We start from the raw sequence: 14,705 nt of genomic DNA on the forward strand, positions 1-14,705 counted from the left end.
TTGCGATCAGTCATGAAGCCAGCGGAGCATGGAACTGCCGGCTATCGTCGTGACATCGATGGCTTGCGGGCTATTGCGGTGCTCGCCGTCATTGCATTTCACGCGAGCCCGGGCCTGCTGGGCTCGGGCTATCTCGGCGTCGACATCTTCTTTGTCATCTCGGGCTACGTCATCACCGGCTACCTGGTCCGTGCCCCAAAGCGCGGCTTGACGAGCTATGTTCTCGACTTTTACTCGCGCCGGATAAGGCGCCTGCTGCCGGCGCTCTTGCTGTGCATACTCGTCACCGCATGGGCGTTTGTCCTGGTGACGACGCGCCCGCCCAAGGACGTCTTCGATACTGGCGCTTGGGCCTTGCTGGGGCTGTCGAACATTCAGCTGTTTCTGGCGAGCCAGGACTATTTCGCCCTTGAGGCGGGGCTGAACCCCTTCACCCATACCTGGTCGCTGGGCGTCGAGGAGCAGTACTATCTGATCTACCCGGCCCTGTTCGCCATCCTCGGCTGGACCTGGCATAGCGGGGACCCGCGCCGCGGAATTTCGCACTGACGCTCGGCGTATTGAGCGTCATTTCGTTTGTCGCTTGGCTGATCTTTTCTGGTCGACAACCGGAGGCCGCCTTTTACCTGATGCCAACGCGGTTCTGGGAGCTCGGCTTGGGCGCTCTGGTCTACTGGTTTGCCAGCCGGCGACATTTCACTCCCGGCCCCCTGGTGGAACTGGCGGTGGCTGGCGCGCTCATTGCCTCCCTTGCAGCGCCAGCCGGTTTGAACGCGATCACCACGCCGGGCGCGGTATTGCTTACAGGCATGCTTCTCGCAGGCTCGCGGCAAGGCTCCTTGGTCGGCAATGCACTTTCTGCCGCGCCCCTGGTCAGTGTCGGCCGGCTCTCTTATTCGCTCTATCTGTGGCACTGGCCGGCGCTGATCATCGGCAAGTGGACGATCGGCACCAGCGCATTGGCCGTCTGCCTTTGCCTGCTGGTCGGCTTTGTGCTCGCCTGCCTCTCTTATTGGCTGGTCGAGCGGCCAATCCGAACACTGCGGCATTCGGTACTGTCCGCGCTGGCGGTCGTTTGTCTCCTGGGCGCGCTGTGGCCGGCCTTCTACTTCACCAGCACGATTGCGCCGGCCCAGGCACAGAGCGCCAACAACTTTCTGCCGGCCATGTTCAAGGTCCCGCCGCCGCCGGCAATGGCCCGCGGATGACTGCCAGGGGCGCGACAAGGTCGCACTGCTGGCGGAGCCGTTCGAGCATTGTTTGCTGCCGGCCCGCAGCGCCGACAGGCCGAATGCGCTGTTTCTCATCGGCGACTCCCACGCCGCGCAATTGCTGCCCATGGTGCAGGCTGCAACTGAGGGACTGCCGTTCCAGGTCAGGTTCATCAATCCCGAGAATTACGAGGATTTTCCGGTGGGGTTCTTCCACCAGTCCTCCGCTTCCCCCTTGCTCGACTTCATCATCGAGCATGCCCGGCCGGGCGACGTCCTGACAATCGCATTCCACCGCGGGCATCTCAATGCCGAACGGGATCGCCATATCCCCGTATCCGAGCCGTTTGCGATCAACGACGTCAGCCAGACCTTCATCGAGCGCACCAAGCCGTTCCTAGAACGGTTCGCGGGCAAAGGGGGGCGCGTCGTGCTGATCGCAGACACGCCGCTGATGGGGGCTGTGGCCACGAGCTCTGCCTGCGCACTTCAGATTCGCCTCTTCGGCTCGAGCGTATGCCGGATTGAACGGCAGCAGGACGAATGGACTCGGGGCCAGCAGGACGCGGTCTTCATGGCACTCGTCGCCGATGATCCTGACCGCATAACGATCTGGGATCCGCTGCCCGCCATTTATGGCGACGAGGACTGGTTGGACGTGCTGGATGACCGAGGTACCTACCTGATGTGGGACTGGAACCACATTTCCGAGCCTCTTGCACGCAAGCTGTCCGAACCCTTCCAAGCGCTTCTGGAAAACGAGCTCGCGCCAGCGAACTGATGGTTACTACACGGCGACGCGATCGCCCGCTCCGGCGCCAAACAGCGTCTGCCAGATAATCTGCAGGTCGAGCAGCAGCGACTGCCGCTGCACATAGGCTTGGTCATACCGCGAGAGGAGTTGGGGATCAGCCATGTCGATATTGTTGACCTGCGCCAGCCCAGTTATGCCAGGCAGCGCATCCAGAACCCCGCGCCTCTGTCGCTCCAGAATCAGTTCTTTCTGAGATGGCAGGCAGGGCCGGGGCCCCACCAGGCTCATCTGGTTGGCGAAAATGTTGAAGATCTGCGGCAGTTCGTCGAGCTTGGTGCGGCGCAAGAAGGACCCAAAGTCGGTCACCGCAGCCTGTGATATCTCGTGGGTCGCGGCCTGCGGGGTGGAGAGATACATGGTCCGGAATTTGTAGCAGGTGAATGTCTTGCCACCCCGTCCGACGCGAATTTGCCGGAACAGGCCTGGCCCTCTTGATGTCGTGCAGACCACGATCCAGATGATAGCGAGGAGCCACCAGAAGAACACAAGAATAGCCAAGGCGAAGCCGAGATCAACGGCGCGCTTGGCGCCGCGATAGACGAGGTTGTTCGCCTGTCGCTGCGTTAGAACTACCCTGTTTTCCTTGTCGGTGAAGAACGCCGGGTCGACGAATAGCGGCATAACTTTCGACAGGGACAGAGTTGGTCGAAAGGCAGAGAGGATGTAGGCCATTGCCCTGCCAACCTGCCTTGGAAGATGGTTGAGCAGTGAGAGCTTGCCTGAGAAGCGCTCGCCCGCAATGGCTGGAAGATAGACGACGCGCACATCAATGCCGGGATTGCTGAGGACCTGATCGGCACCCAAGCGCTTCGTTCGTGCATAGTCCGAAGCGCTGTTCTCATCCAGGGCGTGCAGGGACGACACATAGACGAATCGGTCGACTCCAGCATCCGCCGCGGCCGCACAGACCTGCGCGGCTAGGTCAACGTTGACTGCCTCGAAGCTGGCAGCACTTTCGTCACTGTCATTGTTGATCGCCGCCATGTGGACGAAGAGGTCTACGCCGTCCAGCGAGGTGGCGAGATCCTTGTAGCCGGCCGACGGACATTCGGGAAACATAGTTTGGAGGCGCCTGGGATCGCGACCCACGAGAAGCGGCACTATTCCGCGAGCAAGTAGGTGTGGGACGAGCTGGCGTCCAATCCGACCGCTGGCACCTGATATGGCGATCCGCAAGGCATTCTCCGGTGCAAAACTATTCGGCCATGTGGAAGAGCGCCTCAGCCGCTTTCCTCCCACGGATTAAGGGTTGCATGCTACAGGAACGGTCTGTGGTGCAAGCGGTTTAGTAAACATCAGCGAAAGGATGACCCATGGCTTGGCTCAGCAAGACGGAACGCGTTCGTGGTTACGAGGAATTTATCGGCCAGATACGAGGGGACGTCGAAGAACTGCGCAGTGGTACGCTCAAGATCGAGCGCTTCCTTGTCAGCGGCGAACCGAAAGCGGTCGATCTCGACGAGGAGATCGCCAGCCGTGAACGCCTGATACTTCTGTTGGAAGGGGCGCTTGAAGAGGCGCTTGCCGCTCCGCACTAACCGTTCAATCCAGAACGCATGAACCTGGCGTTCTGTCGGCGCCGGCCGGGTTAGGTTGTCAGCCGTCGCGCGAGCGCGACGGGCGAGGAGATATCGGTGCTGTTCGAGTCGTTGAACAGTTCTCTGTTGGCGACACATCCCGATGAACTTTGTCCCGACGCTCGGCAACGAACACATTGGAGTGGACCCCGTTTCACCGGACAGGCGGCGGTTGGGTTTAAGCACTGAGGGCAATGCCGTTTGGTGCTCTTCCACCGTGGGAACCACCTGGTGGCTATGCACTTTTCTCAATTCATGGACTCTGTGAAAGGCCTGTGGAGGCGCGAGCTTCTGACCGCCGCCGAGAAGGCAGAGGTTATTTTTGGGACAATTTTTTTGGGACAAAACGCTGTAGATAGAGATACAAAACCGTATTGATATAGACGAGGAAATTCGATATATTTCAAAGCTTTAGATGTGTTCATCAGGAGTGAAAAAGGGCTCCGTTGTCGCTCCGAAGGCAAAGGCCGTCCCCAAGCTGTACGGCAGACCTGAACAAGGTATTGGTCAATGAGGCGTCTGTCTCCTATACCCTCTTCATACAATATGCGTTTTCTCATTTGCGCAGACATTGAATCCGGTTTCGCCGAATTCGGCCGGCAGGCTCAACGCGTTGAGGCGCGAAACGTTTCGCGGTGAGCGATCTGCGCTGCAAGCCTAGATGTCACAAGACTCGTTCAAATCCTCGTGATAGCCCTCTCTGTCATCCGGTTCGTCATCGAAATCGTCCGCATCCATCTCCGGCTGTTCAGCGCCTGCATCATCCTCGAAATCGTTGAGCTCACTTTGATCCGGGCCCCTTTCCAGCTGCGCAAATGCTGCCTCCTCGATTTCCAGGGCCGAAAGCCATTCTTGGTCTGGCTCGTTCTCGATGTTGACCAATGCGCCGAGCTGGCGTGCTAAATCAGCATAGTCGTTGTCTCTAAGAAGCGACGGGTGGCGCCAATCCAGCTCGTTGGATGCCGTCAAAAGAAAGGCGGTGACAGTGGCGATCTCGTCGGGGGACGTGACAATGTCGCCAATGGGGCCGAGGGCGAATTTCGGAAATCCCGGCCGAGCGGCTTGGGAATGACCAGCCAACGGATAGACGATTGCAGAGCGCGGTGTGTTGGGTCTCGTGGCTACAAGGGAGTGAGCTTGTTCATAGGATGAACGCCACTCCAGACCGGGTGCGTGCACCTCCAGCAGGTCAAACAGCTCAAGCCTCTGCCAATCACTGTCTTTCCGCCTGATCAGAACGAGCTTATTGCCGCCAGCAAGTGCTGCGGCAAGGACCAATTGGAGTTCCGACGGCTCGAGGCAATCGGGGTCGTCGACGAGGAGAATGCCGCCGGAAGCCATGGTGCTACGCAACGAATGCGGTGAGCGGACGACGCTCTTCGGTATCTTGTGGCCAGCGGCATGTGCAATCGAAATCGGTACTAGCCCGGCCCTCTCCGCCACCCAAGCCATATCCGCAACCAGTGTTTCGACCGCGCCGCTCGCCGTCACAATGGTCAAGTCTGGTGCGTCGAAGACCTGCGTCAACAGTTGCCGTGCCTCAGTCGTGAAACCCTCGCTGACGATCGAGTGGACGTCGCGCCGCCCGTGGCTTTGAACCCCCAGGAGCATCGCCTTGCCAAAGACGCTCAACTCCCGTTGCACCTGGTGCGTGCTGGCAAACCATTCAATCGAACTGCTGGGGACAGAAATCTGGTGGCAGTCGCCAAGACCTATGGCGGCGCTGACAAGTTCCTCGGCCAGGTCATCTGAAACATGCCGAGCAAAGAAGGACTTCAATTCAACGCGGGTGAATGGGGCGTGGAAGCAGGCCATTGCCGAATCTATGGTCCGAACCAGTTGCTGGTTCTCGCGTTCACGTTCGGCATTGACCAGCCGGTCCCTCCCACCATCCGGGAGATTGCCTATCCGACGTCGCCAGCGTCGGACCACTTGAAGCGGCACAGGATCGAGTGGAATCGGAGGATTGGGCGTGACGCGAAGCGAGAGACCCTCTTCGGCAAAGAACTGGTTCTGGCAGTGGTGCCATAGTCTTCCCCAGTTCCGCCCCGTCACCAGGCCTGCACGATTGATGGGATCGAGGGCGGTGTACCGCTTTCGGGTCGGGCCCTCGGTCGTGAATCGACGTGGGGAGACGAGGACATGGGCGTGCAGATTGTACGTCGATGTTGAGATGAGATCGGCAAAGCTGTCGCCCCCATGTTCGCCCCAGGCTTCCTCGGCGGCCTCATCGACACTCATGTCATGGTGGGGAGCGTGGACGCAGATCGTTGCCGGCAGCTGATGCCGATCCACAATGACGCGCTTGACGAAATCCTCTGCTAGGCGAGCACTCGTCTCGATCGGAAGCTCGGTGGGTTTGGGTAGCGCAAGGACGAGCTCGAATCCAAGCGCGGCATCCTTGCGTTTGCTCGCGGCCTCAATTGCTTCCCACAGCACCTGTGCATCGTCGACCGCTTCGACCCCTGCCGGCATCAGGGTCATGCTGGCGACGAGGTCGGAGCGACCACGGAAGTCGAAGCGTTCGCCGGTCCGTTTCGAGTTCAGCAATGACCGCGTGTTGTAGGCAAGGCGGCGGATCGTCGAGTGGCCCCTCGAGCGTTGGATAGGCGTGGCGCGGGCGTAAGGAATGGCCATTTCAGTCCCGGGGCGGCAGGCGATTGATGCAAGTATCAATCCCAAGTTTTTGACGCATATGCAAATTTTACGCTTCGGGACCCGGGATATTTGCTGACCTGGCCATCATCCTAGCGGGGCTGGGTGGCGTGGTGCTGCTCGGATTCAAGAGTAAAGGACATACCGATGACGGAATCGGAACATCCCGGCCAGAAGTCGATCAAAGAGCAGCTCGACGCTCTCAATGAGGTTCAGCGCCAGATCAAGAAGGCGCGGCTGCCCAGGAACCGATCGCCCGCGGAGAGGCTGGAAAAGAGCAATCAGCTTCAGGCGCGTGCTGAGTTCGATAGCGCGCGGGCGGGAATGGCGCTGAGCGGCACTCTGACGGCGATAGCCGAAGAAATCGGCTTCAGCGCCTGCCCGCTGGATCGCAATGCGCTGCGCGGCGCCTTTCTGGAGGTGCTCGACAATGCCCGCAACCCGGACGCTGTTGCGCGGTTTCATGCCCGCGACGCCGAGTACCAGTCGAACAAGCGGAGGCCCCTGGTCGGCATTCGGGCCTTCGTGCCCTTCGCGGCGCCGCCCCCTGAGCTCCGTGAGGCCGCTGCTGAGCTCAAGCTCCGCTTCAACGGTCTTGTGGGTGGGTTTGAGGGGCGGGGTGAGCTCGATGTGCTCATCGCGCTCGGGCAGCGTTTCAACTGCACCATCCGGACCCAGCTGGCGGGCGAGTTGGTGGAACTCGTGAGCAAGGGCAAGATCGACGAGGAGATGGTGAGGCGTCTCAGGTCCCGCTCCGTGAGCCTGCCGTCTGCTGTCTCTGCGGGGGCGGCGGTGCGGCAGGAAGTTTCTGGCGAAGACCAGGAACCGGAGACGGACCTGAGCGCGGCCGCGCCCGAAGCGGATGTGGAGACTGCCGAGGCGTCCGTCCAGGGATCGCCTCAACAGACGGCCGAAGCAACTCGCCCGTCCGCTCCTTTTTCGCGCGCAGGTTTCGTCCCCGTTGGCCCGCGCAATGCGAACACGAGTAGCTCCTCGACGAGGAAATGATCTTGGAATCGATCAAGCGGGACGGCCACGGCTGCCCCGCTTCTCTATTGCGGGCAATACTGAGTTCGCGAGGCGCTGCGTTGGGTAAGGGCGGTTCGAGCGCTCGGCATGAGTTGAATGCGGCAGGGCAGGGGCAAATGCTCGATAACGCCACTTCGCTCTGCCGCTCGACCAGCTCGGCTGGCTACATCACGCAGTCGCCATCTGATAGCCCGGCGTCGATAGCGAGAGGGCGATTTCGTCCACATCCATCTCCGCTTCGATAGCCTCGAACAGCGGGGTCGTCATATATCGCTCCCCGGTGTCGGGCAGCATGCACAGGATGACGGAGCCCGGTTCGGCCCGCTCGGCCACCTGGCGGGCAACGGCGAAGGTCGAGCCGCCCGAGATGCCGGTGAAAATGCCCTCCTTGCGCGCCAGCAGCCTTGTCCACTCCATGCCATCGGCGCCAGCGACAGGGATCAGCTCGTCATAGCCCTTCGTGTCGATTGCCTCCTGCAGCACCAGGGGAATGAAATCCGGCGTCCAGCCCTGGATCGGGTGCGGCGCAAAGGCTGGGTGACTGAGCGCGGGGGTGCCTGCCGGGCTGCGCTCCTGCGGCTGGCCGCTGCCGAGCAATTGCGCATTGGCCGGTTCGCAGAGGATGATGCGCGTTTCCGGTCGCTCGCGCCGCAGCACGCGCGCCAGGCCCGTCACCGTGCCACCGGTGCCATAGCCGGTCACCACATAGTCCAGACGCGCGCCGGCAAAATCGTTGATGATCTCGCGGGCCGTGGTGGCCTCGTGGATATCTGCATTGGCCTCGGTTTCGAACTGGCGCGCCAAAAACCAGCCATTGGCCTCTGCCAATTCGACCGCCTTGTTGTACATGCCCAGCGCCTTGTCGGCGCGCGGTGTCAGCACCACCTTGGCGCCGAACATGCGCATCAGCTTGCGACGTTCGATGGAAAAGCTGTCCGCCATGGTCACCACCAGCGGATAGCCCTTCTGTGCGCAGACCATGGCCAGCCCGATGCCGGTATTGCCGCTGGTCGCCTCGACCACCGTCTGCCCCGGCCTGAGTGCCCCGCTGCGCTCGGCCGCTTCGATGATATTGAGAGCCAACCGGTCCTTGACCGATGAAGCCGGATTGAAGAACTCGGCCTTCACGTAGAGGGTGATGCCGGGCACCCCCAGATTGTTGATCCGGATGGTGGGCGTATCCCCCACCGTCTCAAGAATGCTATCAAAGCGCTTGCCGCGCCCCTGGGTGGTTCGGGTCGAACTGTCCTTCATTTGCCGTCTCCCTTTTTGTGGCCGCCTGCAGACGGTCGCGCCTTGTCCGTGCAGGCATACTACACCAAAGCGGCGGTCAACCCTGGCGGAAACGAGATCGGCGCGTCTGTCGATGCCCGGACCCAGAAGAAAGCTCGACTTTGAGGGGCGGCATCGGAGGCGCATGGCGCAATGGTGCGCACGCACCAGTCGAGACCCGCATCGGGCGGAGCCTCTCGGAGCGCCGCCATTTTCTTGAACCGCACCCGACGGAGCCGGTCTTGAGGACCCGCACTTCTCGGAATGGCGGGAGACGAGCGCGACCGAGTGCGAAAGCTTGGGGTGTTGCAGGGATCCGCCCCTCTTGCGGGACTGCGGATGGGGCCCGGCCGAAAACACATATTGTATAATTAGAGGGTGCAGGGAGAGAGGCGCATAGGGGCGGTTTGAAGGCCATGAATCCGCCCATTCACGTTCTGCATGCGGGGCGGCGATCGCAGTCACAGCATGGCCTGGCGCCCACCGCCTCAATCCAGCACTGCCTTCAAAAACTCTCTTGTCCGCTCTTCGCTCGGGTCGGTGAACAGCTCTTCGGGTGCGCCTTCCTCGCGGATCTTGCCGCGGTCGAAAAAGCACACGCGGTCCGAGATTTCGCGCGCGAAGCGCATTTCGTGGGTCACCAGCAGCATGGTGAGGTCGTGCTCTTCGGCCAGCTTGCCGATGACGTTGAGCACTTCGCCGACCAGTTCGGGGTCGAGCGCCGAGGTCGGCTCGTCAAAGAGCAGGATATTGGGGCGCATGGCGAGCGCCCGGGCAATGCCGACGCGCTGTTGCTGCCCGCCCGAAAGCTGGTGCGGATATTTGTGCGCCTGATCGGCCAGGCCCACCAGCTCGAGCAATTCCTCGCCGCGCTGCTTGGCCTCCTTTTTCGAGAGCCCCAGCACCTTGATGGGCGCCTCGGTGATGTTGCGCAACACCGTCATGTGCGGAAACAGGTTGAACTGCTGGAACACCATGCCCAGTTGTGTCCGCATCTTGCGCAGATGCGCCTCGCTGGCGGGCTTGAGGCTGCCATCGGCCGCCTTTTCGTGCCACAGCGGCTCGCCGCCCACGGTGACCACGCCACCTTCGATGCCCTCGAGCGTCATCAGGATGCGCAGCACGGTGGATTTGCCCGAGCCCGAGGGGCCGATGATCGAGACCTTCTCGCCCTTCTTGACCTCGAAATCGAGCTTGTTGAGCACCGTCAGGTCGCCGAAACGCTTCACCACCTGGTCGAACTTGATGATCGGATCGTCGGTCATTTCAAGGGAATCCCCTGTTTGGGCAGCCAGTTGTCGAGCAGGCGCACGCCGCTCGAGGCCACCAAGGTCATGATGAGATAGAGCGCGCCGACCATGGAGAGCGGCACGAGATAATCGAAGGTCCGGTCGCCCACGATCTTGGCGACGTTGAGCATTTCGAGCACCGTCACCACCGAGAGCACCGGCACGTCCTTCATGATCGAGACGAGGTAATTGCCCATGGCCGGCACGATGCGCGGAATGGCCTGCGGCACCACCACATGGGTGAAGGTGTGGGTCGGCGAGAAACTGAGCGCCCGCGCCGCCTCGCGCTGGTCGGTGCCAACGGCCTCGAGCCCGGCACGATAGACCTCGGACGTATAGGCGCTGTACTGGATGCCAAGGGCCAGGGCCCCGGTCATGAACGCGGGCAGGACGATGCCGTATTCGGGCAGCACGTAATAAAGGAAGAACAACTGCACCAGGAGCGGCGTGTCGCGGATGAATTCGGTCACCACCCGCGCCGGCCAGGCGATCAGGCGCGACGGCGCGGCCTTGAGCACCGCCAGCACCAGTCCCAAAACCAGCGCAACGAGGAAGCCGACCACGGTCGCCTGGATGGTCACCAGCATGCCTGTGAGCAGGATCGGCAGGATGGAAACGGCGAAGGCGAGGGGACTGGAAAGGTCCCATTCATATCCGAATAGCATGGGTCTAGCTCCTCGCCGTGCGCCAGCGGCTTACATAGCTTTCCAGCCCGCGCATGATGACGGTCAGCACCAGCGCCATGCCGAAATAGGTGAGCAGCAGCATGGAATAGATGGTGGTGCTGTCCTGGGTGAAATTGCGGATCTGCTCGGCCCGGAAGGTGAGGTCGCCCAGGCTGATCAGCGACACGAGCGCCGTGTCCTTGAGGTTCTGCACCGCCAGATTGCCGAAGGACGGCATCATTTCCGGGATCGCCTGGGGAATGGTGACATTCCATAGCGTCTGGCGGGGCGTGAAATTGAGGGCGCGTGCGGCTTCGTGCTGGTCCGTGTGGACTGACTGGATGGCCCCTCGCACCACTTCGGCTCCATAGGCGCCGATATTGAGCCCGAGCGCCAGCACGCCTGCCACCACGGGCGGGAGCCTGAGATCGATGCCCATGGCCATGCCCGCCAGCGGCAGCGCGAAATAGAGCCAGAACAGCTGCACCAGCAGGGACGTTCCGCGAAACACCTCGATATAGGCGACCGAAACACCCTTGATGGCCCAGTTGGTAGACAGCTTGCCGATGCCGAAAATGAAGGCCAGCGCGGCCCCCAGAATCGTCGAATAGACCGTGAGCTGAACGGTCACCCAGGCGCCCTGCAGCAGGGGCGGGAAATATTCGGTCCAATGCATGTGTCAGTTTCCGTCCAAAGGTTGAAACGCGCCGAGGGCGGGCGCCGGAGCACCCGCCCAGAAATGCGCTCGATGGCCCAGATTACTCGGCCGCACAGAGCTCTTCGGTGGTCTTGTGACCGGAGCCATCGACGTCGGCCTGGGTAAAGCCGTAGCCCATGAGCGTCTCGGACCATTCCGGGGTGGCCTTGAACTCGGCCAGGGCCTCGTTCACGGCGTCGCGCAGTTCTTCGTTGCCCGAGGCAAAGGTGAACCCGCCCCAGCTGCGCACTTCCTCGCCATCGATCACCGGGTCGGTGAATTCGCCGGCCACTTCCACGCCGTCATTCTGCCCGGCAAGGCCGCTGGCGGTGAGGCTGGTGGCGGCATAGGCGTCCGCCCGGCCGGTCGACACGGTCGAAATGGCGTCGGCATTAGCCGCGATGGTCACGAGATTGGCTTCGTCAACGCCCAGCTTCTGCATCATTTCGAGCTGGTCGGCGCCCGCCATGATGGCCACCTTGAGATCCGGATTTTCGGCGAAGTCCGAATAGGCATGGATGTCCTTGGGGTTACCGGCGGCAACCAGAAGGCCTTCGCCATAGGACGAGTTGGGCTCGGAAAAGAGCACCTGCTGGCACCGATCGGGCAGGATCGCCATTTCGGCGGCAACCATGTCGAAACGGTCGGCCTGCAGGCCTGGGATCAGGGACGAGAAATTGGTGGTCACCCACTCGATGTTCTCGACGCCCAGCTTTTCCATGATGGCCTTGGCCACGTCCGGGCCGGCGCCCATGGCCTCGCCATTGGGGTCGACATAGCCATACGGGATCTCGTTGGCGACCGCGATGCGGATCGAGCCGCTATCCTGGATTTCCTGCAGCGTCGCGGCGCTGACAGCGGTGGAGGCTAGAGCCGAAGCGGCGATGGCAGACAGCGCCATGACTGCGGTTTTTCCGAATTTGGTCATGTGTGTTCTCCTGTTTCTTCTTCTTCGGGCGGTTCAAGCCGGCTGCTGCCCATCCCTGCAGCCGGCCATGGATCAGGCTGCCGCGTGCAATTTTTGTTGCGGCGCGACGTCCCAGTCTTCGATCAGGCCCTTGTGCAGGGCCGCGATGGTGGCTTCGAACTGGTCGGGCTCGACGATGACCTGCAGGTCCACCTTGCGCAGCAGGTCGTGCACGCCGAGCGGCTCGATGCCGGCCTCCGAGAGGGCGCGCATGGCTTGGGTCAGCACCCGGGCAGCACCCAGATTGCGGCCAATGGCCGAGACCAGCGCAATCTTGCGCAGGGAGATATCGGCACTGGGGAAGGCGGCCGACAGGTCCGCCTCGACCCGCTTGATCGCCTTCATCGAACCCTTGAGGTAGTGGGTGATGGTATTGGCATTGGAGGTCTTGGCGATGATCCAGACCTTGTGGCGCTTGAGCGCTTCGAGGATTTCGGCGTCATAGCCTTTCACGCCGACCATGTCCTGGTCGTAGAATTCGAAGGCATAGACCTGCCTGAGCCCGGTCACGATCTCCACCTGTGGCGCCTGCGCATCAAGGTCCGACCGAATGACGGTTCCGGGGTGTTCCGGTTCGAAGGCATTCTTGACCCGGAGCGGTATGCCCGCTTGGCGCAGACTCTTGGCGGCCCGCGGGTGAATGGCTTCCATCCCCATGTTCGAGAGCTGGTCGGCCACGTCGTAATTGGTCTCGCCAATGACACGCACAGTCTCGGGCGACACCAGCCGCGGATCGGCGCTCGAGAGGTGGAACTCCTTGTGGATGATCGCTTCGCGCGCTCCTGTAACCACGGTCAGGCGCGATAGTGTCACCTCCGAATAGCCCCTGTCATAGGTGCCCATCAGCGCTTCGCTGCACTGCGCGTAGCCGGTCACGATTGGTAGCTCAGAGGCCAGGTTCACATCGGCAAGAGCCCGCGCTATGGCTTCGTCGAGAGTGTATTGGCCCTCGTCGCGCCACCCGGTGAGGTCGATCATCCGGGCGCGGACGCCGTTGAGATTGAGCAGCAGGGCGGTGTTGAACGCCGAATGCGCTTCGCCCAGCGAGGCCAGCATTTCGCGCACTGTAAGAAGGTGCTGCCCGAGCTGGAAATGGCCGAATGAGCAGAGCCGCTGCAGGTCGATCAGGCAGGAGCGCACCCCTTCGATCCGCTCGCGCGCGAACCGGTTGGCCGACTGGCGCGCGCCCTCGTCGGCGAAGATGCGCGCATTGTGGGCGAACATCTTGTCGGCCACGGTGCTGAGCGCATCGCCCCAGCCCCAGCCGCTCTCGGCGCTTGCGAACAGTGCATAGACGCCGGGCTTGCCGGATTTCTTGTGCTCGAGCAGCTCGTCGGTCATGCCGGCATAGGCCGAAACCACGAAGATGCGGTAGTAGAGATCGGCTCCCTTGCGGTCGCCGATCAGCACTGTGTCGAGCAGTTCTTCCGTGCGGGACATGGACGTGCCGCCGATCTTTTCGACGGTATGGCGCGGGCTTTCGATAGTCATGAAGTCTCCAGCCGCTCCCCGGTCGGGGAGCGGAGCCATGAAATTGAGGGGTGGCGGGTCGGCATCGGCCTCAGCCGATCTTGCCGGCCTCGATGGCGAGCGGCGCCTTGGGGTTGCGCGAGCTGAGGAAAGCTGGACGCGGGTTCTTCGCGGCGAAAGGCGCCACCACCCGGTTGGACCAGGCATTGTAGACGAAGAAGGCGTTCGAGCGCGGGAAGGGCGTGATATTGCCGTTCGAGCCATGCATGGTGTTGCAGTCAAACAGCACCACGGTGCCAGCCTTGCCAGCGGCGTATTCGATGCCGTGTTCCTTGGCCATCTTGGTCAGGGCGTCATGCGAGGGCACGCCGATTTCCTGCTTCTTGAGCGAGGTCTTGTGGTTGTCCTCGGGCGTCTCGCCGGCACAGGCGACGAAATTCTTGTGCGTGCCCGGCATCAGCATCAGCGGACCATTGAGCGCGTCATTGTCCGTCAGGAGGATCGAGGCCGAAATGGCGCGCATGCGCGGCATGCCGTCCTCGGCGTGCCAGGTCTCGAAATCGGAGTGCCAGTAGAACTCCTTGCCGGTGAAGCCCGGCTTGTAGTTGAGGCGCGACTGATGGAGATAGACATCGTCATCGAGCAGGAAGCTGACGGCGCCGGCAATGCGGCGGTCGCTGGCGAGGCGCGCGAAGAGGGCATTCTCCTCGTCGAGGCGGAACACAGTGCGCACCTCGTCCGAACCGGGCTCGGTGATCACGTTGTCCTCGGCGATTCCGGCTTCGCCCGAACGCATATGGGCGGACTCCTTCTGCAGCGCGGCGACCTCTGCCGGCGAGAACACGTCCTTGAGGATCAGGAAGCCGTTCTTCTCAAAACTTTCGGTCTGCGCGCGCGTCAGCGGCGCTTCGGGGGTCCACTTGCCCCAGACCACGGGGTCCTTGCGCTCCTGCCACTTTTCCGCGGGCAGGCGCGTGGGGTAGTCGTCGTGATTGGCGGTGTCGAAAGCTGACTGGGTCATGAATCTCGCCTTTCGGTTCGTGTGTTGGGGAGAGACGC

Annotated in this window: 14 protein-coding genes; 5 read left to right on the forward strand and 9 right to left on the reverse strand. The window is 61.9% G+C overall.

Annotated features, from left to right (window positions below; all coding sequences use genetic code 11):
• Positions 1-12 precede the first annotated feature (12 nt).
• The 3 genes from K1X15_RS04240 to K1X15_RS04250 all read left to right on the forward strand — a co-directional run bounded on the left by K1X15_RS04240 (position 13) and on the right by K1X15_RS04250 (position 1,992).
• Entirely contained in the window at positions 13-549 is a 537-nt protein-coding gene (locus K1X15_RS04240) for an acyltransferase family protein (RefSeq protein WP_220306239.1), read from the forward strand.
• A 107-nt stretch (positions 550-656) separates the two neighbouring features.
• Positions 657-1,208, forward strand: a complete 552-nt coding sequence (locus tag K1X15_RS04245; protein ID WP_220306240.1) for an acyltransferase family protein — start codon at positions 657-659, stop codon at positions 1,206-1,208.
• The gene (locus tag K1X15_RS04250) at positions 1,123-1,992 is read left to right on the forward strand and encodes an SGNH hydrolase domain-containing protein (RefSeq protein ID WP_220306241.1); all 870 of its coding nucleotides are present in this window, start codon (positions 1,123-1,125) and stop codon (positions 1,990-1,992) included. The genes K1X15_RS04245 and K1X15_RS04250 overlap by 86 nt, the downstream gene beginning before the upstream one ends.
• 6 nt (positions 1,993-1,998) lie before the next feature.
• Here the strand turns inward: K1X15_RS04250 and K1X15_RS04255 are convergent, their stop codons facing one another.
• On the reverse strand, positions 1,999-3,201 hold the full coding sequence (locus K1X15_RS04255; RefSeq protein ID WP_220306242.1) for a hybrid nucleoside-diphosphate sugar epimerase/sugar transferase: 1,203 nt from the start codon (positions 3,199-3,201) through the stop codon (positions 1,999-2,001).
• A 137-nt stretch (positions 3,202-3,338) separates the two neighbouring features.
• Between K1X15_RS04255 and K1X15_RS04260 the strand changes: the two genes are divergently transcribed.
• Positions 3,339-3,563 carry a hypothetical protein gene (locus K1X15_RS04260; protein WP_220306243.1) on the forward strand — a complete coding sequence of 75 codons (225 nt, stop codon included), beginning with the start codon at positions 3,339-3,341 and terminating at the stop codon, positions 3,561-3,563.
• 696 nt (positions 3,564-4,259) lie between these two features.
• Here K1X15_RS04260 and K1X15_RS04265 read toward each other — a convergent pair.
• Complete coding sequence (locus K1X15_RS04265) at positions 4,260-6,239, reverse strand: MobA/MobL family protein (protein WP_220306244.1); 1,980 nt, start codon at positions 6,237-6,239, stop codon at positions 4,260-4,262.
• Positions 6,240-6,404: 165 nt separating this feature from the next.
• Here K1X15_RS04265 and K1X15_RS04270 point away from each other — a divergent pair, with 165 nt between their 5' ends.
• The gene (locus tag K1X15_RS04270; protein ID WP_220306245.1) at positions 6,405-7,265 is read left to right on the forward strand and encodes a hypothetical protein; all 861 of its coding nucleotides are present in this window, start codon (positions 6,405-6,407) and stop codon (positions 7,263-7,265) included.
• 189 nt (positions 7,266-7,454) lie between these two features.
• Here K1X15_RS04270 and K1X15_RS04275 read toward each other — a convergent pair whose 3' ends face one another.
• From K1X15_RS04275 to thpD, 7 genes are all read right to left on the reverse strand, one after another.
• Positions 7,455-8,540 carry a PLP-dependent cysteine synthase family protein gene (locus K1X15_RS04275; RefSeq protein ID WP_220306246.1) on the reverse strand — a complete coding sequence of 362 codons (1,086 nt, stop codon included), beginning with the start codon at positions 8,538-8,540 and terminating at the stop codon, positions 7,455-7,457.
• 506 nt (positions 8,541-9,046) lie between these two features.
• The gene (gene ehuA / locus K1X15_RS04280; RefSeq protein ID WP_220306247.1) at positions 9,047-9,823 is read right to left on the reverse strand and encodes an ectoine/hydroxyectoine ABC transporter ATP-binding protein EhuA; all 777 of its coding nucleotides are present in this window, start codon (positions 9,821-9,823) and stop codon (positions 9,047-9,049) included.
• Complete coding sequence (gene ehuD / locus K1X15_RS04285) at positions 9,820-10,512, reverse strand: ectoine/hydroxyectoine ABC transporter permease subunit EhuD (protein ID WP_220306248.1); 693 nt, start codon at positions 10,510-10,512, stop codon at positions 9,820-9,822. Before ehuD ends, ehuA begins: the two co-directional genes overlap by 4 nt.
• A 4-nt stretch (positions 10,513-10,516) precedes the next feature.
• Positions 10,517-11,188, reverse strand: a complete 672-nt coding sequence (gene ehuC / locus K1X15_RS04290; RefSeq protein WP_220306249.1) for an ectoine/hydroxyectoine ABC transporter permease subunit EhuC — start codon at positions 11,186-11,188, stop codon at positions 10,517-10,519.
• A gap of 82 nt (positions 11,189-11,270) precedes the next feature.
• Entirely contained in the window at positions 11,271-12,137 is an 867-nt protein-coding gene (gene ehuB, locus K1X15_RS04295) for an ectoine/hydroxyectoine ABC transporter substrate-binding protein EhuB (protein ID WP_220306250.1), read from the reverse strand.
• A gap of 72 nt (positions 12,138-12,209) precedes the next feature.
• Complete coding sequence (locus K1X15_RS04300; RefSeq protein ID WP_240549663.1) at positions 12,210-13,667, reverse strand: aspartate kinase; 1,458 nt, start codon at positions 13,665-13,667, stop codon at positions 12,210-12,212.
• 70 nt (positions 13,668-13,737) lie between these two features.
• A complete protein-coding gene (thpD, locus tag K1X15_RS04305; protein WP_220306252.1) occupies positions 13,738-14,667 on the reverse strand; it encodes an ectoine hydroxylase in 930 nt (309 codons plus the stop codon).
• Positions 14,668-14,705: the final 38 nt, after the last annotated feature.

The organism is Devosia salina (assembly GCF_019504385.1).
GTDB lineage: Bacteria > Pseudomonadota > Alphaproteobacteria > Rhizobiales > Devosiaceae > Devosia > Devosia salina.

Bases quoted from the DNA above. Each gene is read 5' to 3' on its own strand.
- ehuA (WP_220306247.1), bottom strand. From the start codon at position 9,823: ATGACCGACGATCCGATCATCAAGTTCGACCAGGTGGTGAAGCGTTTC.
- thpD (WP_220306252.1), bottom strand. From the start codon at position 14,667: ATGACCCAGTCAGCTTTCGACACCGCCAATCACGACGACTACCCCACG.
- K1X15_RS04300 (WP_240549663.1), bottom strand. From the start codon at position 13,667: ATGACTATCGAAAGCCCGCGCCATACCGTCGAAAAGATCGGCGGCACG.
- K1X15_RS04275 (WP_220306246.1), bottom strand. From the start codon at position 8,540: ATGAAGGACAGTTCGACCCGAACCACCCAGGGGCGCGGCAAGCGCTTT.
- ehuB (WP_220306250.1), bottom strand. From the start codon at position 12,137: ATGACCAAATTCGGAAAAACCGCAGTCATGGCGCTGTCTGCCATCGCC.
- K1X15_RS04260 (WP_220306243.1), top strand. From the start codon at position 3,339: ATGGCTTGGCTCAGCAAGACGGAACGCGTTCGTGGTTACGAGGAATTT.
- K1X15_RS04240 (WP_220306239.1), top strand. From the start codon at position 13: ATGAAGCCAGCGGAGCATGGAACTGCCGGCTATCGTCGTGACATCGAT.
- ehuC (WP_220306249.1), bottom strand. From the start codon at position 11,188: ATGCATTGGACCGAATATTTCCCGCCCCTGCTGCAGGGCGCCTGGGTG.
- K1X15_RS04265 (WP_220306244.1), bottom strand. From the start codon at position 6,239: ATGGCCATTCCTTACGCCCGCGCCACGCCTATCCAACGCTCGAGGGGC.
- K1X15_RS04270 (WP_220306245.1), top strand. From the start codon at position 6,405: ATGACGGAATCGGAACATCCCGGCCAGAAGTCGATCAAAGAGCAGCTC.
- ehuD (WP_220306248.1), bottom strand. From the start codon at position 10,512: ATGCTATTCGGATATGAATGGGACCTTTCCAGTCCCCTCGCCTTCGCC.